Below are 26,686 nucleotides of genomic sequence, written 5' to 3' on the forward strand. Positions count from 1 at the left end.
CGGCCAGGCAGCAGGATGCGGCCGGGCCGAACGGGAGCCGTGACGCAGCGCAGCGGCGCTGGTCAACGGCAGGGAATACGCCTGGGTTCGCCCTGGATCAGGAGTGCTCGGCGCGGCACGCAGTCCTGATGGCGCGGCGATCTCGGCTACTACTGCCGGTGTCCATGGCCATCTCCCTTCGCGTGCGCCCTGTGCTTGCACCGGTAAGCCTACCTGGTACCTGCCGCCGGCGGCAGCGTCAGACCGGTCGGTAGGGTGAGATCTCAGTGACAACAGCTGCGCTCCTCCTCGTCCTCGGTGCCGCTGCGTTCCATGCGTTGTGGAACGCCGCCGCCAAGGGCGCCCGCGGCAGCTCCTACGTGTTCGTGTGGCTGAACTCGGTGGGTTCAGCTGTGCTCTGCCTGCCGCTGGCCCTGGTGCAGCTCAGCCAGGCCGGCTGGCCGTGGAGCTGGACGCTGCTGGTGGGACCGGTGGTCTCTGGCCTCCTGCACATCGTCTACAGCCTGGTGCTGCAGACCGGCTACCAGCGTGCCGAGCTCGGTGTGGTCTATCCGGTGGCGCGCGGTGTGGGTCCGCTGCTGACGATGCTGGTCGCCCTCCTGGTGCTCGACGAACGGCCCGGGCTGGCTGGCGTGGTCGGGGCAGTGGTGGTGCTGGTCGGGATCCTGGTCGTGGCTACCGGGAACAGGATCACCCACCGGGACCGGCTGGTGCGGGGCCTGACCTACGGCGCCGCCACCGGGGTGGCGATCGCCTGCTACACGCTGTGGGACAACCATGCGGTGGTGACCTGGGGGTTGGACCCGCTGACGTACTTCACCTTCACCATCACCACCCAGGCGATCCTGCTCACCCCCGGCGCGGTGCGCAGGCGTGCGCACTGGCGGGTGACGTTCCAGACTAGCTGGCCCCGCAGCGCCGTCGTGGCGGTGCTCTCCCCGCTGGCCTACGTGCTCGTGCTGATCGCGATGCAGAGCACGCCGGTGTCGTTGGTGGCACCGGTGCGGGAGTCCTCGATCGTGATCGGGTCGATGCTGGCGTGGTGGCTGTACCGAGAGCCGAACCCGGTGCGCCGGCTGGCCGGTGCCGTGGTCGTGCTGCTGGGGATCGGGCTGATCGCCGCCGGCTGATGACCGGGCACGGCGCGAGAGCCGCAGACGTCGTGGTGCGTCGCCGGTCTGGCGACCACCGGCCGGCGGCGGCACGCTGGAGGCATGGCTCTTGCCGTGTGTCTGCTCTTCGACGCGCCGTCGGCGGCCCGGGTCCGCCGGCTGTGGGCGCACCTGGAGCGCCAGGGCGTGGCCACCCTGGCCAGCCATACCCACGGCCAGCACCTGCCACACCTGTCCTATGCGGTGCTGCGCAGCTGGGACCTGGCGGAGGTGCGCGAGGTGCTTGAGCCTCTCGACGGCGGAGGGCAGGTGTCGTTGTCCTGCCAGGGAGCGGTGGTCTTCCCGCGCGGCCGGGTGGCGCTGGCGCCGGCGCTGAGCAGCCAGGTGCGGGCGCGCCAGGAACAGGTGGTCGAGGCACTCGCCGGGACCGGTGCGGACCTGCACCACAACTATGTCCGCGGACGGTGGCTGCCGCACGTTTCAGTGGCCACCCGGGCGCGTGCTGAGCAGCTGGCGGTGCTAGCGCGCACCGTTGCGGACGTGGTGCCGCTGGTGCTGCAGGCAGACCGGGCGGCGCTGGTGGACAGCGGCACCGGCGAGCAGTGGCCGCTGCCGCAGGTCCCGTGACCGGCCGGTGACCGCCTGGGTGCGCACCCCCGGTGCCGGAGACGTCTCATATCCCGAGACCTTGCGGTCGCCCCTCGGACTCGCATGCAGGAGTCCGTAGCGTCGCCTGCCGTGCCGCACCGACCGCGGCGCCCCGTCTGACGGAAAGGAACACTGATGATCCTCACTGGACTCCTGCTCGGCGCTGCGCTGGGTTTCGTGATGCAGCGGGGCCGGTTCTGTGTCACCGGTGCGTTCCGAGACGTGTGGATCGCGCGGCGCACCCGCTGGCTCACCGCGTTCTTCGTGGTGATCGCGATCCAGAGCGCGGGCGTGTTCGCGCTGCAGTCCGCCGGGGTGCTCACCCTGCCCACCTCGAACCTGGCGCTGCCCGCAGTGCTCGTCGGCTCGCTGCTCTTCGGCGTAGGCATCGTGCTCGCCGGCGGGTGCGCCACCGGCACCTACTACCGCTCCGGGGAGGGCCTGGTCGGCTCCTGGATCGCGCTCGGCCTGTACGCCCTGTTCGCGTCGGTGATGAAGAACGGCGCGCTCGCCGGCGTGAACGAGGAGTTCCGCGCCCAGCGGGTAGAGGCCAGCACGCTGTACGGCACTCTCGGGGTGAGCCCGTGGGTGCTGGTCGCAGTGCTGCTGGCGGGCACCGGTGCGGCTGTCTGGTGGCACCTGTCCCGGCGCAAGAAGGTCGCACAGCTGCCGGCGCGCTACACCGGGCTGCGGCACTGGCTGTTCGAGAAGCCCTGGGACCCGTTCGTCACCGCCGTGCTGGTCGCCGTGATCGCGATTGCCGCCTACCCGCTGAGCTTCGCCACCGGCCGCGAGTCCGGGCTGGGCATCACCACCCCGAGCGCGAACATCGTCTCCTTCCTGGTCACCGGGGAGGTGGACTTCGCCCGGAGCTGGAGCGTGCTGCTGGTGCTCGGCATCCTCGTTGGCTCCTACGCCGCGGCCAAGGGGGCAGGGGAGTTCAAGATCCGGGTACCCGATGCGCGCACCACCGTGCGCGCCATCGCCGGCGGCACGCTGATGGGCGTCGGAGCAGCCTGGGCCGGTGGGTGCACCATCGGCAACTCCATGGTGCAGACGGCGCAGCTCAGCTTCCAGGGCTGGCTCGCCCTGCTCTTCACGTTTCTCGGGGTGGGGCTCGGTGCCCGGCTGTTCATCACCAGCCACCGCCGCACCGGCGCCCTCACCAGCCCCGCCACGACTGCCGCTCCGCAGCCGGCCCGCGTCTGATCCCGATCATCGTCTCGCCACCAGGCGGGGCGCGCCCGACCTGATCACTACTGGAAGGACACCCCTATGGCACGCCACATCCTGCAGACCGAGGGACAGGTCTGCCCGTTCCCGCTCGTGGAGGCCAAGCAGGCGATCGCCGGCCTGGACGTCGGCGACGAGCTGGTCATCGACTTCGACTGCACCCAGGCCACCGAGGCCATCCCGCAGTGGGCGGCCGAGAACGACTACCCGGTGACCCACTTCGACCGCACCGGGGACGCGTCCTGGACCATCACCGTGCAGAAGGCCTGACCGGCGGCCCCGGCGGGGCGGTGCCACCGACCTGGTGGCGCTGCCCCTGCCGGGCAGCCTGCCGCTGGTGGGTCAGAGCGAGGCGCAGGAGCGGGTAGCGTCTCACTGTGACCGAGCACCCTGGGACCACGGCCGGTACGGAGATCCTCCGGCTGGAGTCCGTCGACTTCGTCCGCGCCGGCCGGGAGATCCTCAGCGATGTCCACCTGACGGTACGAGCCGGGGAGCACTGGGCGTTGCTCGGCCCCAACGGGGCGGGCAAGAGCACCATCCTGAGCCTGTGCGGTGCGGTGCAGCACCCCACCCGCGGCAGCGCGGACGTGCTCGGTCACCGGATCGGGCGGGTCGACATCCGTGCGCTGCGCCAGTCCATCGGGCACGTGAACCCCCGGCACGCACCACGCAGCCCGCTGACCGCGCATGAGGTGATCCTCACCGGAGCCACCGGTACCACTGAGCTGATGCTGCGCTGGCAACCGGACCAGGCCACCCTGGCCCGCGCGAAGCTGCTGATGGAGATGCTCGGCCTCGGCAACGTGCAGGCGGCGACCTGGGACACCATGTCGCAGGGGGAGCGGGGCCGTGCCCTGATCGCCCGCGCCCTGCTCACCGATCCACCGCTGCTGCTGCTCGACGAGCCCTCCACCGGACTGGACGTCGCAGCCCGGGAAGAGTTCCTGGAGACCATCGACGGCCTGCACCGCGCCCAGCCGCAGCTGGCCACGGTGCTGGTGACCCACCACCTCGAGGAGCTGCCCGAGACCACCACGCACGCGCTGCTGGTCAGCGGCGGTCGGGTGACCGCTGCGGGCCCAGCAGAGCAGGTGCTCACCACGGAACGAATCTCGGAGTGCTTCGCCTACCCGATCCAGATCGGGCACCAGGACGGGCGCTGGTATGCCCGGGCCGGCCGAGGCGTGCTCACCGAGGAGGCTGCGGCTGCTCGCTGACGAGCGGGTCGGTCAGCGTATGCGGGTTGGAGGTTCCACGTTCAGCCTGACCAGTCGTACCGCAGCAAGCCGTACACCCACGTGTCGGACAAGAACCGCCGAGCGGTAGGTGGAAGCGGTAGGGACGTGAAAACCCGGCCACGACTTCTTGCCTTCGTCAGACCGGCGGAGAGTCGCGCGACCGTAGCCGCAGCACGACGACCTGCAGGCCACGGCAGCGCCGCGCGATCAACGATGAGCTTCTCCCCGCGCCGCTGCGGCTTCCTCGGCGAAGAGCGCCCGCAGGCTGGCCGTCGTGCACGCCACGTTGCAGCGCGGGCTGCGGTGGTCCGCTGCATCGGAGCATTCACCATTGCGCAACCCACTTGTAGCATCCAGGCGCATCCATTGATCTGCGCGATCACCATCGTGCACCACCCCAGAAACCGAGCCTGAACAGGGCCGTCGAGGACACACGATCGGCCCCGACTGGGAAGTCGGGGCCGATTCATCTGGGGTGGCTGACGGGGCTTGAACCCGCGACCCCCGCGACCACAACGCGGTGCTCTACCAACTGAGCTACAGCCACCGAGTGCATGCCGGGACCTGCCGCAGCCTGCGGTTGTCCAGTGTAGCGAAGTTCCTCCCGGCCTCGGACCACCGGTGGTGTGGGTTCGGCCACCGCCCTCAACCGTCGGCGGGCGTCGCGTCCTTACCCACGAGGGTGGGGGAGGCGGTGATCAGCGCGGCCTTCTGCTTCGCGGTCGCAGAGTCCGGGCCGACGCCCTCGGGCAGCAGCACGCTGCGGTAGTAGCGCAGCTCGTCGATGCTCTCGGCGATGTCCGCCAGCGCACGGTGCCCACCGTTCTTCTTCGGCGACTGGAAGTACGCGCGCGGGTACCAGCGCCGGGCGAGCTCCTTCAGCGAGGAGACGTCGATGATCCGGTAGTGCAGGTAGTCCACCAGCTCGGGCATGTCCCGGTCCAGGAAGGCCTTGTCGGTGCCCACCGAGTTACCGGCCAGCGGCGCCTTCTTCGGCTCCGGGACGAACTGCTTGATGTAGTCCAGCACCCGGGCCTGCGCATCGGCCAGCGTGGTGCCGGCCTCGAGCACCTCCAGCAGCCCGGACGTGGTGTGCATCTCCCGGACCACCTCGCCCATCTGCTCCACCGCAGCAGCGGGCGGGGTGATGACGACGTCCAGGCCCGGGTCCAGGGCATGCAGCTCGGAGTCGGTGACGATCACCGCGATCTCGATCAGCGCGTCGTCGGCCAGGCTCAGCCCGGTCATCTCGCAGTCGATCCAGACGATCGGGTCCTTCTGGCCAGCAGTCGGTGCGGTACTCACGGGACCAGCCTAACCGGGGCGGAGAACGGCCCGGGGACGAGCGATCTCGTCCCCGGGCCGCGGGTCACGGGTGCTGCTGGCCGCCTCGGCCCGCGCCGCCACCCGCGCGGGCCGAGGCGTGCTCAGCTCGCGCGGGTGAAGGTCTGCGGATCGCAGGGGGCCGGAGACGACGAAGGGCGGCCGGTTGCCCGACCGCCCCGCGCTGCCACCCATGCGCTGCGCCTGTCCCGGAGCCGCTGCAGGATGGTCCTGCGAAGCTGGGTCTCGGCGCGAAGGTGTGCCTGCTCGAGGCGTCGTATCTCGTACAGCATGAGGGTGTCCATGGAGGGGCCTTCCGGTGGTGGCGGTGTCATGCCCGGATGGGCACGGGGAGCAACTGTTCCACCGACGACGGCGCAGGTCACCTCTTTTTCTTCCGCTCCGCTGTGCGGGTGGCTACTGTGGCGCAGGTGACGGACTATGTGGTGCTGCTGCGCGGGGTGAACGTGGGCGGGCGCACGCTGAAGATGGCGGACGTCCGAGCCGCCCTGGCCGAGGGCGCCTTCCCCGGTGCCCGCACGGTGCTGGCGAGCGGGAACGTGCTGCTGGCCAGCGAGCGGGATGCTGCCACGGTGGGCTCCGCCGTCGAGCAGATCCTCACCGAACGGTTCGGCTACCAGGCCTGGGTGCTGGTGCGCAGCACCGCACAGCTCGCCCAGGTGGTGGCCGACTTCCCGTTCGAGACCGACGAGGCCACCCACCACCCGTACGTGGTGTTCTGCCGCTCGGCCGAGGTGCTCGCGGCGCTGCGGGAGGAGCTCACCGAGACCGACCCGGCCGAGCGCATCGCGCCCGGGGATGCGGTGCTCTACTGGCAGACGCCGCGCGGCAGCAGCCTGGACACGCCGGTGGCCAAGACGCTCGCCCGGGCGCGGTACACCGCCGACGTCACCACCCGGAACCTGCGTACGCTGCGGCGCCTGCTGCCCTGAGCTGGAGTCGCGCACGGTGGTGCCGGCGCCGGCGCAGGTGGGCACGCAGCGGACCCGGTAGGCTGCTGGCGGCGATGGATCCCGCCGGGGCAGCATGCCCGAACCGCCACGAGGCTGATGGTTTCCTGCCGCCGTCCGAGACGGCGGGCAGGACCGAGCATGCCCGCAGAAGGAGCACCCCGTGGCCGACCGAGAGATCCCACCCGTCCGGCACCCACGACCGGCCTACCTGCGGCCTCGCTCCCTGGCGCTGGTGGGCGCCGGAGGAGCGGTCGGCACCACGGTGCGGTACCTGCTGGAGGCCGCCGTCATCCCGGCACCGGGCCACGTGCCCTGGGTGACGTTCGTGATCAACGTGACCGGGGCTTTCCTGCTCGGCGCGCTGCTCACCGCCTTGGCGCGCACGGGTGAGGACACCGGTGCACGACGCGCTGCGCGGCTCGGGGTCGGGACCGGAGTGCTCGGTGGGTACACCACCTACTCGACCTTCGCCGTCGAGGTGCACAGTCTGCTCGGCGCCGGGAGCACCTGGACAGGCACCGGCTACGCCGCTGGGACCGTGCTCGCCGGCGCGGCGGCAGCCGCTCTCGGGCTGCTGCTGGCCCGATGGTTGGTGCGCGCGCGGGGCGGGGAGGCGGCGCCGTGATCGTGCTCGCCGTAGCGCTCGCCGGCGGGGTGGGTGCGATGCTGCGGTTCGTCGTGGACGGCGCGCTGGCCCGCTGGCGGGACCAGCCGGTACCGCTGGGGCTGATCGTGGTGAACCTCACCGGATCGTTCCTGCTCGGGCTGCTGGTCGCTCTCGCCCGCGACCATGCCGGGCTGGATGCGCTGGTGACCGTGCTGGGCACCGGGATGCTGGGCGGGTACACCTCCTTCTCCACCGCCAGCCTGGAGGCGGTGACGATCGCGTTGCGCGAGGGAGCGCGGGCGGCGGCCCTGGCCGCAGCCCATGCCGTCACGATGCTGCTGGCGAGCCTGGCCGCCGCGGGGCTCGGCCTCTGGCTGGGCTGAGCAGTGTCGGTGCCCGCTGGTTCACTGCGCAGATGACGAACCTGACGATCGAGGACACCGAGACCTACCTGCGTCAGCTGGCCGGCGAGCTGACCGACCCGCGGCCGGGGGAGTGCCTGCTCTGCTACGTCTACCGGATGCTCGAGCACGGCTGCCGCGGTCTGCGGTGGGCGCTGCGCTACCGCGACCTGCGCGCCCCGCGGGCCACCGCGCTGGAGCGCCGGCTCGGGCAGGTCGGCGGCTACTGCGACTGCGAGATCTTCATGAACGGCTACGACCTGCGGCCGGCGTACCTGGGCGAGCCAGGAGGCTACGCCGTCATCAACGGGGTGCTGCGCCGGGAGCGACCGTACCCGAACCCGATGCCGGGTTGTCTGGGTGTGGGTCGCGGCTCGACCCGGCCGTGCGGGCTGTGGGCCCGCCGGCCGCGGGGTGGCTACCTGGGCTGACTGCGGCGGCGGTGCGGTGGGATGACCGGGACGAGCAGCCGGCCGGGACGCTGAGGCCCCCAGTGCAGCGTGCACCTGGGGTGCGGGCTGCCCCGGAAGTGCGCTGGGAACTGGCCGGTCAGCGGGTTCCGTGGCCACAGCCACCGGCCGGCCACGACCAGCCGGAGCGACTCTCCGGCGCGGAAGAGCGTGGCGGAGGGCCCCAGGGCGATGTCCAGGCGGACCACCTCGCCCGGTGCCAGCACCTCCCGGGTGCAGAAGGTGGGGACGGGTTCGGCATCTGTGGAGGTGCGTGCATCCAGACGTCGTAGCGACGCCCGTTGCCACCCGGAGGCCACCCGGTCCCGGCCGAAACCGTAGGACCCCTCGAAGCCGACGTAGCGACGCCCACGCCACTTCTCCACACCGACGTAGAGGTCCACATCGTCCCCGCGGTCCACGCTCACCCAGGTGCGTAGCGCCATCGGCCCGGTGAGCTCGGTGTCCTCGGTGAAGGTGTAGGTGAACGCGGCGGCGCGCCACCGGGTCGGGAACGTGACGGTCCCCGGTGCGCCGGGTGGCTGGCGGCTCAGCCGCCCCGCCGGGCCGAGGTGGAGCGCTCGCCAGTGGGCGCCGGCCAGTGGCCAGGTGTCCTCGGTGCGTACCTGGTCGATGTGCGTGCGCGACTCGCGGACCTCCAACCGCACCCGCGGTGGTGCCGGCGAGTCCTCCTCGCGCAGGTAACGGTCGAAGAAGGACAGCTGGGCGGTGCGTGCGGGCTCGGAGTAGAAGGTGGCCCACTTGCCGCCTCGGTGGGTGTAGGCGAACTTCTCCGGCGACCCCACCTGCTCGAAGGCGCGGAAGGAGCCCCGTGAGTGCAGGTTGTTGTCGGAGAAGCTGGTGCACACCAGCATCGGCACCTTGATGGCGGCCAGGTCCGGGGTGATCGACTGCCACCACTCGTCCCGCAGCGGGTGCGCGCGCTGCGCCGCGCCGAGGTCGGTCGCGAGGCGGGCGGTGCGCCTGGTCATCGTCGTCCAGACCAGGGAGAAGCCATGCTCGTAGAGACCGCCCGGTCGCATCAGGTCACGGTAGCTGTCCGTCATCCCCTCCCACGGGCAGATGGCCCGCAGCGCAGCAGGACCGATACCGGCCACCTTGTACTGCGACATCGCCAGGTAGGAGACGCCGAGCAGGCCGGCCCGTCCGTTGCACCAGGGCTGCGCGGCCGCCCAGGTGATCAGGTCGGCGTAGTCGCGTGCCTCCTGGTCCGACAGCAGCGAACCGACCCCGCCGGACGTGCCGGCACCACGCAGGTCGGCGTTGACCACGGCGTAGCCGTGTCCGACCCACCAGGCCGGGTCGGGCGCCTCCCAGCCGGTGAGGGTGGAGAACGAGACCGGCGCGCTCTGGTGCAGGATCCGGTACTGCGCGGCGAAGCGGGCCCGCCTCCCGGAGACCGACGGCAGCCGGTCCTTCCCGTACGGGTGGGCGCACAGGATCACCGGTACCGGCGGGCTGGTCGGTGGCCGGTACACGTTCACCCGCAGCACCGTCCCGTCCCGCACCGGGACGCCGACGTCCAGCTCGCGCACCACGCTGCCCGCGGGCGGGCGGATCACCTGCACCGGTGGGCGGACAGTGCCGCGGACCCGCTCGGCTGCGTAGCGCAGGGCGCCCGGACGGTGCCACGGTCGGTCCAGGACGGGGAACGCGGTGCCAGGTGCCATATGCACTCCCGATGGGGCAGGCTCCGGAGCGGGGCAGGTCCACTGTAGGTCTGTGGTCGTGGTGCCGCCGCCTCAAAGCGCACTCGCCTACCGAGAATCGTTGGTGCACCTCGCTGGGTGGTTCTCAAACCCACGCAAGCCGCTCGTGACGTTGATTCGCCGGGTTCTGCGGGGATCACGGCGCTCGGCGTCGCGTCCTGAACGTCAGCCTATCGAGGATGTGCGCGGCTCAGTGGCGAAAAATTCACCCCGGTCTCAAACCCGTTTGAGTGTCTCGAATCGGGCTGCGCTGGCCGAGGAGTACGCCAAGGGTGTGCCAGTTGATGAGCTGGTGCGGCGGTTCGGGATACATCGCACGACGGTGCACCGGCTCGCTTCTCAGGTGGGCGTCGCGATGCGCCGCCGCGGTCTGGATGAGCCCGGGCGCCGGGAGGCCGCGCGATTGTACGAGCAGGGCATGACGCTCGAAGAGGTCGCAGCTGAACTGGGGGTCGGCCATGAGACGGTGCGCTCTGCGGTCGTGGCCGGTGGGGGAACGATCCGCCCGCGCGGTCGCCGTCCCGCCAGGGTCTGACCCGCTGTGTAGCTCACCTCGCTGTCGGCAGGGGCGGTAGAGGCCGACGATGGCCTTCGCGTTGCTGGATCGGCCGCCATCGGGCGTTCGTGAGATTTCCGGCTGTACCGGCCCGGATTCGGTGGTTTCGTACGGTGTCCGTGCCCCATCCTCCGGTATATCGCGATGATCGCTGGCCTGCGCGGGGTTGGCTGGAGTGCTGCGCCGGTGGGTGTGGCTTTTGGGGTTCTGTCGACGCTCCGTGGCAACTTTCGCTTCCGGGTAATGCTGGCGGGGCTACGCTGACTGACGTTCCGTTAGCCGATCGCTCACCGGACGCTGTTCGGCATTGAGCGTGGGTCCGGTGCCAGACGGCGCCGGTTCCGTGCGGTCACAGGTAGCGGCAGACGGTCGTGGCGTCGCAGTTGGTGGGGTCGCTGGTGGCGGCACCGTCGCGAAGGTGCGCGACGGTGTGTCGCAGTGCCTGCAGGTCGGCGATCTGCTGGTCCAGGTCGCCCAGGCGGGCCTCGAGCAGGTCGTGCACGTGCTGGCAGGGCGCGACTCCGGCGTCGCGGATGTCGAGGACCTCGCGGATCTGGGCCAGGGTGAGCCCAGCGGTGCGGCCGCGGCGAACGAAATCCAGGCGCACCAGGGTATCAGGGGCGTAGTCGCGGTATCCGTTGGCGGTGCGCTCAGGCGGGGGCAGGAGTCCGGCCTCTTCGTAGAAGCGGAGCGTCTTGGTCGTGGTGCCGCTGGCCTCGGCCAGCTCACCGATGCGCACAGTGACCCCTTGCTCGGCTCTCTTCCATGTTCACCTTGACCTTCCCCTGCACTGGAACGTCCAGTGTGGTCACTGAAAACGCGTAACGCAAATGAGGGTGCGAGATGACTGAGGACTACGACATCGATCTGGCCGTGATCGGCTCAGGAGGCGCGGCCATGTCGGCCGCCATCGCGGCCAGCCAGGCCGGTAAGAGCGTCGTGCTGATCGAGCGGGGTGTCCTGGGCGGCACATGCGTGAACATCGGCTGCGTGCCGTCCAAGACGCTCCTGGCGGCCGCTGGAGCCCGGCACGCCGCGATCACCAACCCCTTCACCGGCGCCCCAACGGCAGCCGGGCGCGTGAACCTCGGCGATCTGGTGGCCCAGAAGGACGCCCTGATCGAGCGCCTGCGCGATGCGAAGTACGCCGACGTGGCCGCCGCCTACGGCTTCGAGGTCCGCCCGGGCCAGGCTACCTTCCTGGACAGGGACACCCTGGCCGTCGACGGCCAGTCGCTGCGGGCACGGGCCTATCTGGTCGCCACCGGCTCCACCCCCGCCGTCCCGGACGTGACCGGCCTTGGCTCCGTGGACTGGCTGACGTCCACCACCGCGATGCAGCTCACTGAGCTGCCCGAGTCCCTGGCCGTCATCGGTGGCGGGTACGTCGGGATGGAGCAGGCCCAGCTGTTCGCTCACCTCGGCGCCCGGGTGTCGGTGGTGGGGCGTCTGGCGCCCCACGCCGAGCCGGAGCTGGCCCAGGGTCTTCGAGAGATTTTTGCCGACGACGGCATCACCGTGGTGGAAGAGCACGCGACGACGGTGGCTCGCGAGGCGGGCCCCGCAGGAGAGGTGGTGGTGACCACGGACTCGGGCGAGCAGGTGCGCGGCGCGCGGGTCCTGGTGGCCACCGGACGCCTGCCCCGTATCGACGGCCTGGACCTGGCTGCGGCCGGTGTGGACGTGGACGAGCGGGGCTTTATCGTGGTCGACGAGGCCCAGCGCACCTCCAATCCCCGCATCTACGCCGCGGGTGACGTCTCTGGGGCTCCCCAGTACGTCTACGTCGCCGCCGCTGGCGGTCGGGCCGCCGCGCTCAACGCCCTGACCGATGACGGAGTCCCGCAGGTAGCTCGGGTCGACTACGCCGGCTTGCCAGCGGTCGTCTTCACCCGGCCCCAGCTGGCCTCAGCGGGGCTGACCGAGGACGAGGCCCTCATCCGCGGGCACGCTTGCGACTGCCGCGTCCTGGACCTTTCCGACGTCCCCCGGGCGCTGGTCCAGCACGACACCCGCGGCGCGGTGAAGCTCGTCGCCGACGCCGAGAGCGGCGAGATCCTGGGCGTACACGCCCTGGCTGACGGCGCCGGAGAGATCATGCTGGCGGCCACCTACGCCATCAAAGCCGGCATGACCGTCGATGATCTGGCCGATACCTGGGCGCCATATCTGACCATGGCCGAAAGCCTGCGCATCGCGGCCGGCCTCTTCCGCAACCAGATGCCAACGTCCTGCTGCGCTTGACCCGCGGCCCCAACCCGAGGCTGGGGCCAGAGCGCGACGTCGCCTGGTGGTGCACGCGCTCCTGTGCCGCGCCGGGCACAACACAAGCACGACCCACCGCCCTAGATGCCTTGGACCTGTAAGCACTCCTTCAGACAGTGGGCTGCGGCATCTCCATAAGGGGAACCCGCCGGGCCGAAGCGTACCTGGGTTGGAAGAAGTGCGGTGGTGACGTCCCGCCAGGGGATCCTCTACCGGAACGTCGAGCCTGGGGACCTCTCTTGTTCGCTTTGGCTTCGTCAGAGACCAAACGCTCCGCCGCTGACGAGGATGAGGATGCCCAGGCCGATCAGGACGATGGGGAACAGGACGTGTTCCCAGCGTTCGAGGACTTCGGCGATCGGCGGGCGGGTGGCGACGAACTTGGCGAGTATGACTAGGACCGCGACGAGTGCGAGGAAGACGAGGCAGTAGGCGACCACTGCGATGGGTTCCACGTTGAGGAAGACGGGGACGTAGACGCCGATGTTGTCTCCGCCGTTGGCGAAGGTGACTCCTGCGACGGTCCACGCGCTGACCTTCTTGCCTGCGATCTTGGCGTCATCGTCGTCATCGTCTCCGCGTAAGGCTTGCCATGCCGCCCAGAGGCCGAGGGTCAGGGGGATGAGCCCGAAGTACGGGATAGCTGCTGAGGGCAGGAATGCTCCGGCTCCGATAGTCACCAGCACAGCGGCACCGAGGATGCCGGCGAACCCCAGGTACTGGCCGACCAGGATGCGCGTGGTCGTCCCGCGTTGGCACGCGCCGCGGGCGAAAAACAGGGAGAGCACGATGATGTCGTCGATGTTGGTCACGATGAACAGGCCGATTGCCTGCAGGACGGAAGCCAGGATCACGCGACCACCTCTGCTGCGTCGCATCTGGGCACCGAGCAGGCCGGTTCAATGCACGGGGCGTTCTCGTCCAACGCGAGGGTGACGTCGACCAGGGCAGTCAGCGCCCGCGTCAGGTGCGGATCGGCGATCTCATAGCGCGTCTTGCGGCCCTCGGGCTCGGCGATCACGATCCCGCAGTCGCGCAGGCACGCCAGATGGTTGGACACGTTAGAGCGTGTCAGATCCAGATCGCGGGCCAGCTCTGCCGGGTAGGCCGGTCGGTCGAGCAGCGTCAGGATGATGCGGGACCTGGTCGGGTCGGCCAGCGCGCGGCCCAGCCGGTTCATGACGTTCAGGCGAGAAGCAATGGTCAGCATGCACTGAACTATACAGCAGGGACTGAAGTGTCCCAGGCGCAGCCCGGAATCAAGTTACGTGTGCGAACCGAGCCGAACACCCTCCTGGCTGTGCCAGTTGGGGAACCCATGACGGGAACGGTGCAGGTCATCGGTCGCGCGTGTTCGGGTGTTCGCAAGATCCGCCCGAGAAGGTGCCCGGCGACGGGGCGTCATGCCGGACACGCCCGTCGTCCCGCCAACGATTCCACTACCAGGTTCGTGCGTTGGGGCGTGAAGGTCCGGGGCAGTCTGCGGTTCTTGCCACCGCGTTTGGAGCGTGCGGCACATGTTGGTCACTGCGCATATCAGACCATCCTCGCCAACTCGGACATGCCTCTTTCGGATGTGTCGTTGGCCTCTTGTGGGGCGGTTCGTCGCTGTCGTCGACGTGCGCCGGCTTCACCGAGGCGGGCTCGGAGGAGCCAGGCGATGCTGGCGGGTCCGAGCCAGAGCATCTTGAATCCGGACCACACTGTCAGCAGTACGAACAGGTGGAGCCAGCCCGGCGCGCCCTGTTCGATAACACCGACGAGCCAGACGGCAGCGGCGAAGTACGGGACGGCCAGCAGCATCGCTACCGGTCCCCACTTCACGCCGCGTCTGGTGTGGATCGCGTCAGCGAGGATGTTGGTGGGCATGTAGCGGCGCAGGAAGTATCGGATTCTGAGGCTTCCCGCTAGCAGGAGGCGGAACATGATCGGCTCCTCTCAATCGCACGTTTCACCTGAGGAGGCAGTGCGTTGAGAAGGGTCCAAAGCCGGACTGACCGCGTACGGCCGAGTGGTGAGAAGAATCCTGCCTCGCCTCCACGATACGCCCGATCTCTGACATCTGAAAGTGCTCACAGCCGGGGACCGATCTGGTCGCGTCCGGCCGGTTGCGGCCCCGGCCCATCCTGCCGGGGCCGGGTGATGGCTTGGGCGCGTTGGAGGGCGGTGTCGGCACGGGCGTGGCCGATCTTCTGCGCCGTGGTGTCCGGTTCGGGGCCGAGGGGGTGGCTGCCGGTGATCTGGTAATGGTCGCGGTAGGCGGCCACGACTCTCGCTTCGCGCCGCCACGCCTGCGCTTCCTTCTCTCCCTCGGGCACGGCGCCGAGCCGGGTAGTCCAGGGCTCTTGGTCGGTGATGGCGGTGTCCAGGACGGCGGTGGCTCGTTGCTCGATGAGTTGGTGACGTTCATCGAGGGCATGGCGCATGTCAGCGGTCATCGGGCCTCGCGCTGCGGGGACGAGCCCGGCGATCAGCCGCGGTGCCGTCCGGGTCCGGCCCGAGCCGGCGGGACGTGCTGTGGCGCGAGTGACGCGGTGGTGCAGGACGGAGGCGATGTCGTCTGCGTCATCGAACCCGCGGGCCGCGATCAGGCGCGGGAGCAAACGGTCCATATCGTGGTGGTTGGCCTCGGCGCGCCGCAGCTCGGCGGTGAGTGCTCCGAAGGCCTCCGAGTCCGCCGCGGCGTCGGCCTGGCTTTCGGTGAGACCGCAGGCACGGATCAAAGTCGCCCAGCGGTCACGTTGGGCTGCGGCAGCGATGGTTTCGTACTCGGCCGCGAGTTGGGCGATCGAGCCCCACTGCTCGTGTTCCGCGGTGATGGTCTCATAGGCGGACAGCTCCGCGCCGACGTGCTGGAGGACGCCGTAGAGCACGCTCCGGGCGGTGGCGTCGGGGTTGTCACCGGGGTGCGGCTCAGTGTGGGCGTCGTCGGCTCGATCGAGGACCACATAGGCCTGGTTGGAGTGCTTGCCGCGGGTCATGGCGACATAGAAGTTCTCCCGCGTGGTCGTCGGCCCCACCAGCACATGCGCGGTATCGACCGTGACACCCTGAGCGCGATGTGCGGTGACCGCGTACCCAAGATCGACATGCTCGGCCACATACGACGTCGGCAGCACGATCGACCCGCCGAATCTGCGTCTGCTGGGACGGATCGTGACCGAGCCATCGTCGCGCACGTCTTTGATAGTCCAGGTGTCGCCGTTGCGGACCCAGTCCTTGCCGTTGCGAAGGCGCCGGTTGTTGCGGCGGGTGATGACCGTGTCCCCGACCCCGGCGGTGGTGCCGTCGGTCAGCTCGACCTCGCGGCCGGGTGCGAGGGTGCCGTCGAGGATCAGGTCCGCGCGGGCACGGGTGTTGAGGGTGTTCACGTCGTCGCGGGTCTCGGCGATCAGCACTGCCACCGACCCGGCGTCGCGGTCGGCGCGCCAGGCGGCGTAAGCGGCATCGGTCATCGCCTCGGCGTCGCCCTCGTGGATGCGGCCATGATCGAGGTAGGCGTCGATCACCTCGGTACGTCCATGCCGTAGCCCAAGGGATGCGGTCTTCTCCCAGGCGTTCGTGAAGCGGTGGACGTCGACCAACTGGGGAGCATCGTCCCGGTCGCTCACAAGGAGGTTGAATGCGCCACCGGCGTCCACGGACTGGAGCTGGGCGAAGTCACCCACCAGCAGCACCTTCGCGCCCGCCTGCTCCGCGAGGTGCGTGATCCGGTCCAGGGACAGGGTGCCTGCCAGGGATGCTTCGTCGATCATGACGAGCTGCCCCGCCTCGAACCTCGTCCCGTGCACGAGGTGGTTGGTCCACCATTTCGCGGTGTTCTCCGTCGCGATGCCAAGGTCATCAGCGAGGACCTGCGCTGCCACTGCGGAGGGGGCCAGCCCGACCACGGACCCGGAACCGTGTTCCTTCTCCCACATCCTCCGCAACGCCGACATAGCCGTGGTCTTGCCCGCACCTGCCGGGCCGACGAGCACGTCGAGCACCCGCCCGGAGACGGCGATCTTCATCAAAGCGTCGGCCTGGTCCTCGCCGAGCATTCGTCTCTCGGCATCGGCCTGGGAGGTGATCGTTTCCACAGTGCCGACTGGGACCGTGGGTGCGGTGATAGTGCGGGATCGGTCGAGCAGCCGGTCCTCGGCTGCGAGCAACAGCTCGGAGGAGAACACGGTGGAGTGCTTGGGCCGGAACACACTGGTGCCGTCCACGCGCCGGAGCGCTCCTGGGCTGGTAGTGAGGTCGGGTGGAGTGAGTCGCAGCGACGCGTTCTCGGCGGCGTCAGCGACCATGCCGACGATCGCCTCCCGGTCCTGCATGGAGGCGAACCGCCAGCCCATCGTCTGGCGGGACGCCTCGGCCATAAGGTTCCAACGGCGCCAAGTCGAGCGCTTCTCACCGACGACCTCGACCACCGCGATCCCGAGCTCGGCAACCACGCCGAGTGGGACGTCGTCGGCTCGCAGCAGTAAGGGCGTCTCGTTGTCAGTGACGGCGCGTGCCCATGTAGTGGCGTCCTGACCGATTACACCGGTGGCACGGGTGCGCCACTGCTCGGTGAGGTTCGCCAGCGACCGGACCTCCTTGTCGGGGCGCGTGGACAGGGTGGCTTGGGCGCGCAGCTTCATGATCGTCGCCGGTGACGGCCGCCGCCCGCGCTTGTCGACGTACTCGGCGATGAGGCGGTCGGTCTCGGTGTCGATGTACCGGGCGCGGGTGGAGAACTCTTGGACCAGCTCTTCCGGCACACCGGTGATCGCCCACGCCGGGTTCCGGTCCCGGCCCATGTCACGGGCTTCCCATTCGACGCCGAAGGTGCGGGTCATGTGATCGGCGAACACCGCCTGGTGCAGCTCCGAGAGCGCGACGACGGCGGCGTGCATCGGCCGCCCATCCACGCTCCGCCACTTCCCATCCAAGGCAGTCTGTACCTTGTTGGAGATAACGACGTGGGTATGCAGGTGGGGGTCGCTGGCGCGGGAATCGAAGTGATCGAACGCCGTGGCTACCAGCCCGGTGACATCGACCTGCGCAACAGCTCCGTCGCCAGCGGTTGCACCGGTGCGGGTGGCTGCAACCTCCCGCTCCATGAACGCAACCACCTCGGCAACCGCCGCACGATGCGCCTCACCGATCAACGCCTGCGTCCCGGCATCAGAGACCGCCCACAGTGCCGAGGCGGACTTCGGAACCGAGAACGTGAAGTCGAACCCCGCAACCGCCCGCCGCGTCCCACGCTCACTCTCCTCGGCCTCGATCTGCGCGACCGCCTCACCTTTCGCGCCAGGACTCATCGCCGAATCGAGGCCAGTCACGCGGGCTTCGATCCGCTCGGCCGGGGGCTTGTAGGCAGGGAACGCCAGACCGAGCGGGTCGCCGGTGAGCGGGTCACGGCCCATACCCATCAAGAGCTGGAGCTGGGCCTCCGACACCCGATCACCCACGGCAAGTCGGCCCGTGCCGAGAGAGGCCACCCCGGACCCAAGCCACTGGCCTGGTGGTGTGCCCGCCTCGGCGTAGTAACGCGTGAGAGGGGTCGAGAGCGACCGATCACCATCGGCCGCAGCGACCGTGCGCAGCAGGTACTTGTAGCCGTCGCCAGCCGACATGACCCGCATCGAGACCGTCACCACTGCCTCCTTCGTGACAGTCAGGTGAGCGCCCGGCAACCAAGACGAGCACGCTCGGAGTCACCCGCTCTTGACACCTACGTCAACTTTGGTTGACGGCGTCTCAACCTCGACCTGCAAGAGGCGTGGCCGCTCAATAAGCAAATGGGAGCCGAGCGGATCGAGCATCTGCCAGACGCGCGCCGCCGGGGTCTCGCGCGGGTCGCGTGACTGTCAGGAGAGGCGCTGCCGTCGTCGACTACGGCCGAGTCTGTGCCTGGATGACGCTACCTCATAGACCGAGCATCGAGCCGTCTACCACAGCTCTCAGCGGCGGGGACGACGGCAACCGTCATCAATCCCTCCAGATCTGGCAGGTCGATCGTGAGTTGCACCACCCCTATGCACGCGTGGACGTTGTGCAGAGTCACCGAAGGGTGCACAGTTGAGCGGATCTACTGGACGTCGTATCCGCACAAGCCTCGGCGGAACGGTCCTTCGAGGACGACGCCGAGCCAGGGTGTTCGGTGTCCAAGGTGTACCCGGACACCCACCACAGCAGCCCGCCGCACGAGCGCTGGATGATCACCGCGGCGTGGTGACCGCTTGCTGTCGTGACGAGCGCGATTGCGCACGCCGGTTCAAGGGGTGGGCTACGACCGGTCCTGTGCAGCCCAGTTCGGGGCGGGTCCGTCAGCAGTGTGGCATAAGCCAGGAACGCGACGTCGCGCGTGCCGGCCCGTAACAGTGGTTCCCATGCCCGTGCGGTCCGGATCAGAGGGCGCGGCCGCTGTCCGGATGAGCGTCACCGGGTCCCGTGTAACGGCGTGGCACCGATAGTCGCGCTCGCGTCCGGTGGCCGTTCATGTCTATCGTCAACTCTTGGCGTTAGGTTAGCCGCGGGTCATGCGATTGCCGCGAGGAGTTCATTACAGGCTTGTGCGCACGCCCGGCAGGCCTCGGCGCAAACGCTGCAATGCTCGTGGTGGCCGGCATGCTGCTCGCACTCGTCTCCGCAGGACTCGCACGCCTGGGCACAGGCCTGGAGTTGGGCATGGGTGAGGTTGGCGTCATAGCCGGTGTGGCGGGACAGAATGCGGGCGGTGGCAGCGTAGATGTCGGCGCAGTCAAGATTGGTGCGAATGCACTTGCGTAGCTCGGTCACGGTCTCTTCGCTCAGGCAGGCATCGGCGCAGCTGGTACACGCTTGGGCGCACGCCACGAGCATGTCGATCGTGCGGGCAAGCAGATCGCGGTCGACGCTGATCTCGGCCGGGTAGGTGTTCATCATCTCGGTGGTCCTCATGACGTGCTCCCTTGCTTTTCCGGTGTGACGTCGACGCGAATTCGTGACGCCGCAGATTTGTCCCTCCGACGCTACGGCGTCACGATGGAGAACACCCGGTGATGCGATGAAGGTTCGATGAAGAACCGTTGGTCGGACACGCCCACCGCCGACCATTCCGGCGCTCAGCGGCCGAACTAACCGCCCATGAACATCGCGCGGTAGTCGTCAAAGGTCACGCCAGCGCGCTTGACCGGGACCCCGGCGGGCCTCCCACCGACCAGATATCGGTAGGCCTGGCGTGCGTTACCTCAGGCGTCGAGCTGGAGAGTAGTCAGGCAGGTCGCCCCGTCCTCGCTGGTGGAGAAGTCGCGCTGGCCGGTGCGGCCGTCGTGGGTGACTTCAACGGTGCCCTCGATGTCGCGGGGAAGCCAGAAGCCGACGAAGCCGTTGTCGAAGGTGGTCACCTGCTCATCGACGAGGACCGCGCCACTGTCGTCGATGATGCGCACGCTGATATCCTCGTTGGCCAGCTCGCCACGGCAGGTGGTCAGGGAGTGGTAGTAGCACTCGTGGGTCTGATCGACGTATGGCGCGATTGAGAGGTAGAACTCGTTGTCTTCGAGCGGGAGCGCGACTTCCTGATCGGGGCCGGCGAGCATAAGTTGCTCTGCGCGCACGGAGGCCATGAGCTCGGTCGGGCGATCGGCCACAGGCATCCGGTCGAGGTGGCCGATGATCTGCTGCGCGTCCATGCCGTCGAGGTCATGCGCGGCCAGGAAGTCGGCCTGCGCGGTGGTGCTGGTCGTCGTCGGGCTCGCGTCGGGGGTGGTGGTGGAACAGCCTGCGAGCACCAAGGCCAAGGCAGCAACAAGGGTCAGGGATCGTTTCATACACCTCATTCTGCTAGACGCTGGCAGCCCGAGTGTGGTCGAGCACTGAAGATTCGATGAAGATCGACCGGACGGCCGGGACCACGCCGGACCCATCTGATTGACTCGATCGAAAGGCCCACCGCTCGCCTTCCGGTCAGCTGCGACGCCCAAGGAGGATCGATCCCTCCTCGCGCACCGCGGCTCAGAGGAGGCATCGTGCGGTGGACGGCCGGCCGTCGATCACGTTCCGGCACGGACACTCGCGGAGGTGAGACATGGGAAGGAACTGGGACCACATGGGTGGGTGGGGCATGGTCTGGGGCTGGTTCTTCCTGGCCCTGATGGTCGTGGGCCTCGTCGTGCTCGTCCTTGTCCTGGTCCGGCTGCTCAGCGGCCGCGGTCAGCGGCCCAACGGCGCGAGCCACCCGGGTCGTAGTCGGGCCCGGGAGGTGCTCGATGAGCGGTACGCCCGCGGGGAGATCGATGACACCGAGTACGACGAGCGTCGCCGGCGCCTGGACAACGGCGCAGGACCTGAGGCGTGATGCCCATCACCCGGCGTCAAGCGCTCCAGCTCGGAATGCTTGGCGGGCTCGGGGTCGTGGTCGGTGGGGTGGGGCTCTCGCAGACCGGCCTGCCCTGGCTCGCCCCGTCCACCAGTTCGGCTGGGGCCGGCGGCGAATCCCTGGTGGAACCGGAGGTCGTGCGCAGCCGGGACGGGGTGCTGCGGGTGGAACTGGTCGCCACCCGTCGGGAGACGACCATCGCTGGGCAGCGGGCACGGGTGCTGACCTACAACGGCACGGTGCCGGGTCAGACCTGGCGGGTACAGCCGGGAGACCGAATCGAGGTGCGGCTGCGTAACGAACTCGACACCCCGACCAACTTGCACACCCATGGGCTGGCCGTCTCCCCGCGGGATAACGGAGACAACCCGTTCGTGTCCATCGACCCTGGCCAGGTCTTCGACTACCGCTTTGATCTTCCCGAGGACCACCCGCCAGGGGTGTCCTGGTATCACCCCCACCGGCACGGCACGGTCGCCGATCAGTTGTTCGGCGGCTTGTACGGTGCCTTGATCGTCGAGGGCGATCGGGTGCCGGTCAGCCGGGAGCGGGTGCTGGTCGTCTCGGACATCTCGCTGACCGGCGACGGGCAGATCGTCCCCGTCGCCGCTCCGGAGGTGATGATGGGCCGAGAGGGAAACCTGGTTCTGGTCAACGGTCAACACCGGCCGCAATTATCTGCGCGTCCCGGGCAGCGAGAACGCTGGCGGGTGATCAATGCGTGCACCTCGCGGTACCTGCGCTTGGCGCTGCCCGGACAGCACTTGGAGCTGCTCGGTATCGACACCGGCCGCGAATTAACGCCTCGGGAGGTGCAGGAGGTGCTGCTGGCGCCGGGCAATCGCGCCGATCTGCTGGTGAGCATGCGCGCCGGTTCCAGCGAGTTGCGCACACTCGGTTACGACCGCGGTGGGATGGGGATGATGGGCGGTGGTGGCCTGTCCGGGCCAGGCACCTTGGCGACGTTGGCTGTCACCGGCGCCGAGGCCGCCGCCCCGGGCCCGGTGCCGGACCGTCTGGCGGTTCCGGATCTGCGGGAGAAGTCCGTCGCCGGGCGGCGGGAGATCGCGTTCACCATGACCATGGGATCGATGATGGGTCCCGGCCGGGGGATGATGGATCCCGGGTTCGATGGCCGCGCCTTCGACGCCGACCGGATCGATCAGCGGGTGAGCATCGGCGGGGTGGAAGAGTGGCTGATCACCAACCCGACCCCGATGGACCATCCCTTCCACCTGCACGTGTGGCCCATGCAGCTCGTCGAGACTGGCGGACAACCGGTCCGCGAGGTGACCAGGCGCGACGTCGTCAATGTGCCCGCCCGGGGCCGGGTGCGGGTCCTGGTCGACTTCGCGCGCCACCCGGGGCGCAGCGTCTACCACTGCCACATTCTCGATCACGAGGATGCCGGGATGATGGCCAGCGTCGAGGTCGGCTGACCGCGCCCAACCCCCGACGAGGAGGAGAACCCCTTGAGTCTCGACCACGCCTCAGGTGGGCACGTCCCGGCCCACGGAGATCGCCGCGCACTGCGGATCTCCGGGGCATTGACCGGGGTGTATTTCGTCATCGAGTTGGTCGTGGGTCTGTGGTCCGGGTCGGTGGCCGTGCTCTCCGACGCGTTCCACACCTTCTCCGCTGTCGGTGGGGTCATGATCGCCCTGGTCGCCCAACGCCTCAGCCAGCGTCCGGCCACCGGCAGGGAGACCTTCGGATGGGGGCGCGCGGAGATCCTCGGAGCCCTGTTCAACGGGGTCTTCCTGGTCGTCATGGCCGGGTACGTCTTCTGGATGGGGGCGATGCGGCTGGCCGACCCGGTCGAGCTGCCCACTACGGTCATGCTCTGGGTCGCCGCCGGCGGCATCCTCACCGAAGTCATCGCTTTCTGGTTGCTCTACCAGCGGCAGAAGTCAAACCTCAACCTCAAGGGCGCGTTCTGGCACATTCTGCAGACCTTCGTCGGCAGCCTCATCATCATCGTGTCCGCGGTGGTGATCCGGCTGACCGAGTTTCTGGCGATCGACCCGCTGCTCGGTATGGCGTTCGGGCTGGTACTGCTGTGGGCATCGTGGACCATCCTGCGCTCGGCGATGCGTATCTTGCTCCAAGGCACCCCTGAGCATCTCGACGTGCGTGAGGCGACGGCACTGCTGCGGGGCATCGACGGAGTGGCCGACGTCCATCACATCCACGCATGGACCATCACCTCCGGACGCACCGTGTTCTCCGCCCATCTGCGCGTGTCCAGTCTGCCCGAGGCTGGCGACCGTGTCCTGCACCAGGCCACCGACCTGCTCCAGGATCGCTTCGGCGTGTACTTCTCCACCCTCCAGCTCGAACAGACCTGCCCGGACGAAGAGCGCGCCGCAGACATCGACATCACCAGATAGCCCACCACCACGCCTGGTCGGTGAGAGTGGTGTCGGTGTCGCGCGACAACCACGGCGACATCGACTGAAAGCTCCCGCAAGACTCGGCCATCCCCGGCACCAAGAGTCCATCCCGCAACCTCACCGGGCCGGGAGGCGCCGTTTGGGAGAATAGATGCATGATTACGGTGGATACCCTGCCGCGCGTGCTCGTCGTGGACGACGAGGCGCCCCTGGCAAGATTGGTGGCAAGCTACTTCGAACGGGACGGCTTCGACGTCGAGACCACGGGCAACGGTCGCGAGGCGATCACCATGACCCGAGAGCTGGACCCGGGCGTGATCGTCCTCGATCTGGGGCTGCCGGGCATTGACGGGGTCGAGGTTTGCCGCACGGTGCGTACCTTCTCCGACTGCTACATCGTCATGCTCACCGCGCGGGTGGAAGAGGTCGACAAACTCATCGGCCTGTCGGTGGGCGCCGACGACTACGTCACGAAACCGTTCAGCCCGCGCGAACTCCTCGCCCGGGTGCGGGCCATGTTACGTCGTCCGCGTTCGAGCCTAGGCCCAGAGATGCCGGTGCGCCGGTTCGGTGCCCTGACGGTGGACATCGCCGCCCGCGAGGTTCACCTGCACGCCGAGCCGGTGGAACTCACCCGAACCGAGTTCGACGTACTGGCCGCGCTGGCGGTCCGACCGCGGATGGTTTTTTCCCGGCGCCAGCTCATCGAAGCGGTCTGGGGCGAGGGCTGGGTTGGTGATGAGCATCTGGTCGACGTACACATCGGGCATCTGCGGCGCAAGCTCGGCGATGACCCCGCCAACCCGATCTTCATCAAGACGATGCGCGGGGTCGGCTACCGGATGGGCAGCGGCGAATGACCCGGCTGCCGGGGCTGGCTGCACGGCTGCTCGCGGCCACGGCGGTGGTCGTATTCGTGGGCTGGGCCACCGCGTGGGTGGTCGTGGCCGCTGTCGGACCGGCGATCTTCCACGACCACATGATCCAGGGCCGGGCAAGCGATTCGGGGGTGGTCCACCACGCCGAGGAGGCCTTCCAGTCCGCCTCGGCCCTCTCCCTGGCCGGGGCGTTGCTGGCCGCGCTGGTCGCCTCGGTCGTGGTGAGCCTGTTTCTGGCTCGACGGGTCAATAGCTCTCTGGTGGCAGCCACGGACGCCGCCCACCGGGTAGCCAACGGCGATCATTCGGCTCGCGTGCCCCGGGTGGGGCTGGGCCGGGAGTTCGACGAGCTGGCCGAGGCGTTCAACACCATGGCGACGGACCTGGCGGAGGTCGAGACGATTCGCATCCGGATGCTCGGTGACCTCGCCCACGAAATGCGCACCCCGCTAGCCACCCTCCACGGCTACCTCGAAGCAATCCTGGACGGGGTGCACGACGCCGACGAGGAGACGATCACGCTCCTGCGCGATCAGGTCACCCGCTTGTCCCGGCTCGGGGAGGACATCGCGCTGGTGACCACCGCCGAGGAGGGCGGCCTGACCATGCACCGCCGAGAAGTTGCTATCACCGACCTGTTCGCCACAGCGCAGGCCGAGGCACAAGCCCGCTACCGGGAGCGCGGCGTTCGGCTGGAACGAATGGTCTCGGCCGCAGCGGCACAAGCCTGGCTGGACGCCGATCCTGACCGGCTCGCGCAGGTGCTGACCAACCTGTTGGACAACGCCCTGCGGCACACGCCCGCCGGCGGGCGGGTGGACTTGAGCGCAGACCGGCAGGGGTCGACCGTCGTGCTCCGGGTGGCCGACGACGGGGCCGGGATTGATGCCAAGCACCTTCAGTATTTGTTCGACCGGTTCTACCGCGTCGACACGGCACGGGACCGCGCCCACGGCGGGTCCGGAATCGGGCTCGCCGTGGTCGGCGCCATCGTCCGCGCCCACGGTGGAAAGGTCACCGCCACAAGCCCGGGAGCCGGGCGAGGCGCCACGTTCACCGTGACCCTACCGGTGGCTGGCGCCGCCGTCGGCCCCGGGTGAGCGGGGAGCGGTCTGCCGTGGGCCGTTCGGCGGACGGTGCGGCATCGGTCCGCTGGGGGTGCTGACCGTGCCTGCCGTGGTCCATGAACATCATGCCGATCATCATCAGCGGGCAGGCCAGCAGCGCGGCCAGCGGGAGCGCCTCACCGAGCGAGCGACCGGCGGCGAGGAGAGCCAGGACCGCCAGGACGGCGGTCCCCAGTATGATCAGCAGGTGCGAGCGGTGGTTGGTGTGCATCGGTTCCTTCTCGTTGAGCGTCGGCGCGGGTGGGGAAGATCGTCGCCACGGCCCAGACGCCGAGAACGACATAAAACAGGACGACCACGGTGAGCGTCAGCCAGACGATCGGTGCCATGTCTGCTCCTCTCCTTCAAGGCTCCACCCTCGGGCACGCTCCTGGCGCCGCGGATAGACGAATGACGAAGAATCGCTGAAGCCGCCACCCGGTGGGGGGCTCGGTGGAGCCACCGAGGGTGTCGAGCATCCGGCGGGTTCAGCTGTAGACGCTGACCGAGGGGCAGCGGGCCGAGCAAGTCGCTGGAAATCTCGCGCCCCCGTGATGGCCGCCGGCGCGGTCCCGATGAAGGTCCCGTCCGGCTTTGATGAAGAGGCGATGAAGATTGGCCGCCTGGCTGGATGCGCTCACGGCGTCCTTGCTTGACTCGGAGGGAACCATGCATCGCCGTCTCTAGGAGCAGCTCCCCGTGAAGATCACCTCTCGCCGCCTCGCCGCTGGTGGCAGCGCACTCGCCCTCGCCCTGATCCTGGCCGCTTGCGGCACCCCGCAGGACCAGGCTGACCCGACCGGGACTGGCACCGTGACCCAGGAACCGACCGGGACGCAGACCAGCGGGCCGGCCGGCGAGGTCGATCAGACCCACAACGACGCCGACACGATGTTCGCGCAAATGATGATCGTCCACCACGAGGGTGCCATCGAGATGGCCGACCTGGCAGTGGAACGTGCCGCGTCGGAGAAGGTCCGAACCGTGGCCGAGGGCATTTCCTCTGCCCAGGGGCCGGAGATCGAGCAGATGACCTCCTGGCTGCAGGCTTGGGGTGAAGACACCACACCGCCTGACGACATGGAGGGTCACGGCGGGATGGATATGGACGGGATGAGCCAAGAGGAAGCCATGGCCGAACTCGGAGGACTGTCGGGCACCGAGTTCGACCAGCGATTTCTGGAGCTGATGATCGCCCACCATGAGGGCGCCGTGACCATGGCCGAGGACGAGCTCGCGGACGGGCAGAACCCGCAGGCGCGCGAACTCGCACAGATGATCATCGACGCCCAGCAGGCCGAGATCACCGAGATGGAGCAGCTCGGCCAGAACCTGTGACAGCACGGCCCCTCCGGCCGGCGGCGGTTCTTTCCCTCCGCCAAAAGCGGGTTGCCGCCGGCCACCCGCGATGATGGCGGGGTCGCTCAGGCTTCGCTGA

General features: G+C 68.9%; 27 protein-coding genes and 1 tRNA gene. 17 read left to right on the forward strand and 11 right to left on the reverse strand.

Annotated features, from left to right (window positions below; all coding sequences use genetic code 11):
- Nucleotides 1–266 precede the first annotated feature (266 nt).
- The 5 genes from K338_RS0102930 to K338_RS0102950 all read left to right on the forward strand — a co-directional run bounded on the left by K338_RS0102930 (nt 267) and on the right by K338_RS0102950 (nt 4,213).
- Nucleotides 267–1,130: an EamA family transporter gene (locus K338_RS0102930; protein ID WP_022916692.1), complete on the forward strand. Its 864-nt coding sequence runs from the start codon at nt 267–269 to the stop codon at nt 1,128–1,130.
- 84 nt (nt 1,131–1,214) lie between these two features.
- Nucleotides 1,215–1,739 (forward strand): 2'-5' RNA ligase family protein, encoded by a 525-nt coding sequence (locus tag K338_RS0102935; protein WP_022916693.1) that lies wholly within the window; start codon nt 1,215–1,217, stop codon nt 1,737–1,739.
- 156 nt (nt 1,740–1,895) lie between these two features.
- On the forward strand, nt 1,896–2,969 hold the full coding sequence (locus K338_RS20135) for a YeeE/YedE family protein (RefSeq protein ID WP_022916694.1): 1,074 nt from the start codon (nt 1,896–1,898) through the stop codon (nt 2,967–2,969).
- A gap of 66 nt (nt 2,970–3,035) precedes the next feature.
- Nucleotides 3,036–3,263 (forward strand): sulfurtransferase TusA family protein, encoded by a 228-nt coding sequence (locus tag K338_RS0102945; protein ID WP_022916695.1) that lies wholly within the window; start codon nt 3,036–3,038, stop codon nt 3,261–3,263.
- A 107-nt stretch (nt 3,264–3,370) separates the two neighbouring features.
- Nucleotides 3,371–4,213, forward strand: a complete 843-nt coding sequence (locus K338_RS0102950; protein WP_022916696.1) for an ABC transporter ATP-binding protein — start codon at nt 3,371–3,373, stop codon at nt 4,211–4,213.
- 492 nt (nt 4,214–4,705) lie between these two features.
- Here K338_RS0102950 and K338_RS0102955 read toward each other — a convergent pair.
- Together K338_RS0102955 and orn are read right to left on the reverse strand one after the other, a co-directional pair.
- Nucleotides 4,706–4,781 (reverse strand) — tRNA-His (locus K338_RS0102955).
- A 98-nt stretch (nt 4,782–4,879) separates the two neighbouring features.
- Entirely contained in the window at nt 4,880–5,539 is a 660-nt protein-coding gene (gene orn, locus K338_RS0102960; protein ID WP_022916697.1) for an oligoribonuclease, read from the reverse strand.
- Between the two features lie 431 nt (nt 5,540–5,970).
- On the opposite strand from orn, the gene K338_RS0102965 reads away from it, so the two are divergent.
- The 4 genes from K338_RS0102965 (at nt 5,971) to K338_RS0102980 (ending at nt 7,970) form a co-directional block, all read left to right on the forward strand.
- Nucleotides 5,971–6,510: a DUF1697 domain-containing protein gene (locus tag K338_RS0102965; protein WP_245542881.1), complete on the forward strand. Its 540-nt coding sequence runs from the start codon at nt 5,971–5,973 to the stop codon at nt 6,508–6,510.
- 181 nt (nt 6,511–6,691) lie between these two features.
- Nucleotides 6,692–7,156 carry a FluC/FEX family fluoride channel gene (locus tag K338_RS0102970; protein WP_022916699.1) on the forward strand — a complete coding sequence of 155 codons (465 nt, stop codon included), beginning with the start codon at nt 6,692–6,694 and terminating at the stop codon, nt 7,154–7,156.
- Nucleotides 7,153–7,521 carry a fluoride efflux transporter FluC gene (locus K338_RS0102975; protein ID WP_027286373.1) on the forward strand — a complete coding sequence of 123 codons (369 nt, stop codon included), beginning with the start codon at nt 7,153–7,155 and terminating at the stop codon, nt 7,519–7,521. The genes K338_RS0102970 and K338_RS0102975 overlap by 4 nt, the downstream gene beginning before the upstream one ends.
- A gap of 32 nt (nt 7,522–7,553) precedes the next feature.
- Nucleotides 7,554–7,970, forward strand: a complete 417-nt coding sequence (locus K338_RS0102980) for a DUF2695 domain-containing protein (protein ID WP_022916700.1) — start codon at nt 7,554–7,556, stop codon at nt 7,968–7,970.
- On the opposite strand, the gene K338_RS0102985 is transcribed toward K338_RS0102980, so the two are convergent.
- Nucleotides 7,958–9,679 carry a CocE/NonD family hydrolase gene (locus K338_RS0102985; RefSeq protein WP_022916701.1) on the reverse strand — a complete coding sequence of 574 codons (1,722 nt, stop codon included), beginning with the start codon at nt 9,677–9,679 and terminating at the stop codon, nt 7,958–7,960. The two genes, K338_RS0102980 and K338_RS0102985, sit on opposite strands and share 13 nt — an antisense overlap.
- A gap of 52 nt (nt 9,680–9,731) precedes the next feature.
- On the opposite strand from K338_RS0102985, the gene K338_RS26095 reads away from it, so the two are divergent.
- Nucleotides 9,732–10,253 carry a hypothetical protein gene (locus tag K338_RS26095; RefSeq protein WP_245542882.1) on the forward strand — a complete coding sequence of 174 codons (522 nt, stop codon included), beginning with the start codon at nt 9,732–9,734 and terminating at the stop codon, nt 10,251–10,253.
- Between the two features lie 370 nt (nt 10,254–10,623).
- Here K338_RS26095 and K338_RS0102995 read toward each other — a convergent pair whose 3' ends face one another.
- Complete coding sequence (locus K338_RS0102995; RefSeq protein ID WP_022916703.1) at nt 10,624–11,013, reverse strand: heavy metal-responsive transcriptional regulator; 390 nt, start codon at nt 11,011–11,013, stop codon at nt 10,624–10,626.
- 104 nt (nt 11,014–11,117) lie between these two features.
- Here K338_RS0102995 and merA point away from each other — a divergent pair, with 104 nt between their 5' ends.
- A complete protein-coding gene (gene merA / locus K338_RS0103000; protein ID WP_022916704.1) occupies nt 11,118–12,518 on the forward strand; it encodes a mercury(II) reductase in 1,401 nt (466 codons plus the stop codon).
- Between the two features lie 278 nt (nt 12,519–12,796).
- Here merA and K338_RS0103005 read toward each other — a convergent pair whose 3' ends face one another.
- The 6 genes from K338_RS0103005 to K338_RS0103030 all read right to left on the reverse strand — a co-directional run bounded on the left by K338_RS0103005 (nt 12,797) and on the right by K338_RS0103030 (nt 20,323).
- Nucleotides 12,797–13,393, reverse strand: a complete 597-nt coding sequence (locus tag K338_RS0103005; RefSeq protein WP_022916705.1) for a cadmium resistance transporter — start codon at nt 13,391–13,393, stop codon at nt 12,797–12,799.
- Entirely contained in the window at nt 13,390–13,749 is a 360-nt protein-coding gene (gene cmtR, locus K338_RS0103010; RefSeq protein WP_022916706.1) for a Cd(II)/Pb(II)-sensing metalloregulatory transcriptional regulator CmtR, read from the reverse strand. Before cmtR ends, K338_RS0103005 begins: the two co-directional genes overlap by 4 nt.
- Nucleotides 13,750–14,075: 326 nt before the next feature.
- Entirely contained in the window at nt 14,076–14,465 is a 390-nt protein-coding gene (locus tag K338_RS0103015) for a hypothetical protein (RefSeq protein WP_022916707.1), read from the reverse strand.
- Nucleotides 14,466–14,611: 146 nt separating this feature from the next.
- Nucleotides 14,612–18,154 carry a MobF family relaxase gene (gene mobF, locus K338_RS20140; RefSeq protein ID WP_051154667.1) on the reverse strand — a complete coding sequence of 1,181 codons (3,543 nt, stop codon included), beginning with the start codon at nt 18,152–18,154 and terminating at the stop codon, nt 14,612–14,614.
- An 895-nt stretch (nt 18,155–19,049) separates the two neighbouring features.
- Entirely contained in the window at nt 19,050–19,451 is a 402-nt protein-coding gene (locus K338_RS0103025; protein ID WP_022916709.1) for a four-helix bundle copper-binding protein, read from the reverse strand.
- Between the two features lie 290 nt (nt 19,452–19,741).
- Nucleotides 19,742–20,323 (reverse strand): CueP family metal-binding protein, encoded by a 582-nt coding sequence (locus tag K338_RS0103030; RefSeq protein WP_022916710.1) that lies wholly within the window; start codon nt 20,321–20,323, stop codon nt 19,742–19,744.
- 257 nt (nt 20,324–20,580) lie between these two features.
- Between K338_RS0103030 and K338_RS0103035 the strand changes: the two genes are divergently transcribed.
- From K338_RS0103035 to K338_RS20145, 5 genes are all read left to right on the forward strand, one after another.
- On the forward strand, nt 20,581–20,850 hold the full coding sequence (locus tag K338_RS0103035) for an SHOCT domain-containing protein (RefSeq protein WP_027286374.1): 270 nt from the start codon (nt 20,581–20,583) through the stop codon (nt 20,848–20,850).
- Nucleotides 20,850–22,310, forward strand: coding sequence for a multicopper oxidase domain-containing protein (locus tag K338_RS0103040; protein ID WP_022916712.1), 1,461 nt, complete (start codon nt 20,850–20,852; stop codon nt 22,308–22,310). The genes K338_RS0103035 and K338_RS0103040 overlap by 1 nt, the downstream gene beginning before the upstream one ends.
- 33 nt (nt 22,311–22,343) lie before the next feature.
- On the forward strand, nt 22,344–23,261 hold the full coding sequence (locus K338_RS0103045; protein ID WP_027286376.1) for a cation diffusion facilitator family transporter: 918 nt from the start codon (nt 22,344–22,346) through the stop codon (nt 23,259–23,261).
- A gap of 158 nt (nt 23,262–23,419) precedes the next feature.
- Nucleotides 23,420–24,124, forward strand: a complete 705-nt coding sequence (locus K338_RS0103055) for a response regulator transcription factor (protein WP_022916715.1) — start codon at nt 23,420–23,422, stop codon at nt 24,122–24,124.
- The gene (locus K338_RS20145; protein ID WP_022916716.1) at nt 24,121–25,242 is read left to right on the forward strand and encodes a HAMP domain-containing sensor histidine kinase; all 1,122 of its coding nucleotides are present in this window, start codon (nt 24,121–24,123) and stop codon (nt 25,240–25,242) included. Before K338_RS0103055 ends, K338_RS20145 begins: the two co-directional genes overlap by 4 nt.
- On the opposite strand, the gene K338_RS0103065 is transcribed toward K338_RS20145, so the two are convergent.
- Nucleotides 25,196–25,480, reverse strand: coding sequence for a DUF2933 domain-containing protein (locus tag K338_RS0103065; protein ID WP_022916717.1), 285 nt, complete (start codon nt 25,478–25,480; stop codon nt 25,196–25,198). The genes K338_RS20145 and K338_RS0103065 overlap by 47 nt on opposite strands.
- Nucleotides 25,481–26,061: 581 nt before the next feature.
- On the opposite strand from K338_RS0103065, the gene K338_RS0103070 reads away from it, so the two are divergent.
- On the forward strand, nt 26,062–26,586 hold the full coding sequence (locus K338_RS0103070; RefSeq protein ID WP_342662704.1) for a DUF305 domain-containing protein: 525 nt from the start codon (nt 26,062–26,064) through the stop codon (nt 26,584–26,586).
- Nucleotides 26,587–26,686 lie beyond the last annotated feature (100 nt).

The organism is Ruania albidiflava DSM 18029 (assembly GCF_000421225.1).
GTDB classification, from domain to species: domain Bacteria; phylum Actinomycetota; class Actinomycetes; order Actinomycetales; family Beutenbergiaceae; genus Ruania; species Ruania albidiflava.

Excerpts from the sequence above, each read along its gene's own strand:
- K338_RS0102935 (WP_022916693.1), top strand. The coding sequence starts at position 1,215 with ATGGCTCTTGCCGTGTGTCTGCTCTTCGACGCGCCGTCGGCGGCCCGG.
- K338_RS20135 (WP_022916694.1), top strand. The coding sequence starts at position 1,896 with ATGATCCTCACTGGACTCCTGCTCGGCGCTGCGCTGGGTTTCGTGATG.
- K338_RS0102945 (WP_022916695.1), top strand. The coding sequence starts at position 3,036 with ATGGCACGCCACATCCTGCAGACCGAGGGACAGGTCTGCCCGTTCCCG.
- K338_RS0102980 (WP_022916700.1), top strand. The coding sequence starts at position 7,554 with ATGACGAACCTGACGATCGAGGACACCGAGACCTACCTGCGTCAGCTG.
- K338_RS0102985 (WP_022916701.1), bottom strand. The coding sequence starts at position 9,679 with ATGGCACCTGGCACCGCGTTCCCCGTCCTGGACCGACCGTGGCACCGT.
- merA (WP_022916704.1), top strand. The coding sequence starts at position 11,118 with ATGACTGAGGACTACGACATCGATCTGGCCGTGATCGGCTCAGGAGGC.
- cmtR (WP_022916706.1), bottom strand. The coding sequence starts at position 13,749 with ATGCTGACCATTGCTTCTCGCCTGAACGTCATGAACCGGCTGGGCCGC.
- K338_RS0103015 (WP_022916707.1), bottom strand. The coding sequence starts at position 14,465 with ATGTTCCGCCTCCTGCTAGCGGGAAGCCTCAGAATCCGATACTTCCTG.
- mobF (WP_051154667.1), bottom strand. The coding sequence starts at position 18,154 with ATGCGGGTCATGTCGGCTGGCGACGGCTACAAGTACCTGCTGCGCACG.
- K338_RS0103025 (WP_022916709.1), bottom strand. The coding sequence starts at position 19,451 with ATGAGGACCACCGAGATGATGAACACCTACCCGGCCGAGATCAGCGTC.
- K338_RS0103030 (WP_022916710.1), bottom strand. The coding sequence starts at position 20,323 with ATGAAACGATCCCTGACCCTTGTTGCTGCCTTGGCCTTGGTGCTCGCA.
- K338_RS0103035 (WP_027286374.1), top strand. The coding sequence starts at position 20,581 with ATGGGAAGGAACTGGGACCACATGGGTGGGTGGGGCATGGTCTGGGGC.
- K338_RS0103040 (WP_022916712.1), top strand. The coding sequence starts at position 20,850 with ATGCCCATCACCCGGCGTCAAGCGCTCCAGCTCGGAATGCTTGGCGGG.
- K338_RS0103055 (WP_022916715.1), top strand. The coding sequence starts at position 23,420 with ATGATTACGGTGGATACCCTGCCGCGCGTGCTCGTCGTGGACGACGAG.
- K338_RS20145 (WP_022916716.1), top strand. The coding sequence starts at position 24,121 with ATGACCCGGCTGCCGGGGCTGGCTGCACGGCTGCTCGCGGCCACGGCG.
- K338_RS0103065 (WP_022916717.1), bottom strand. The coding sequence starts at position 25,480 with ATGCACACCAACCACCGCTCGCACCTGCTGATCATACTGGGGACCGCC.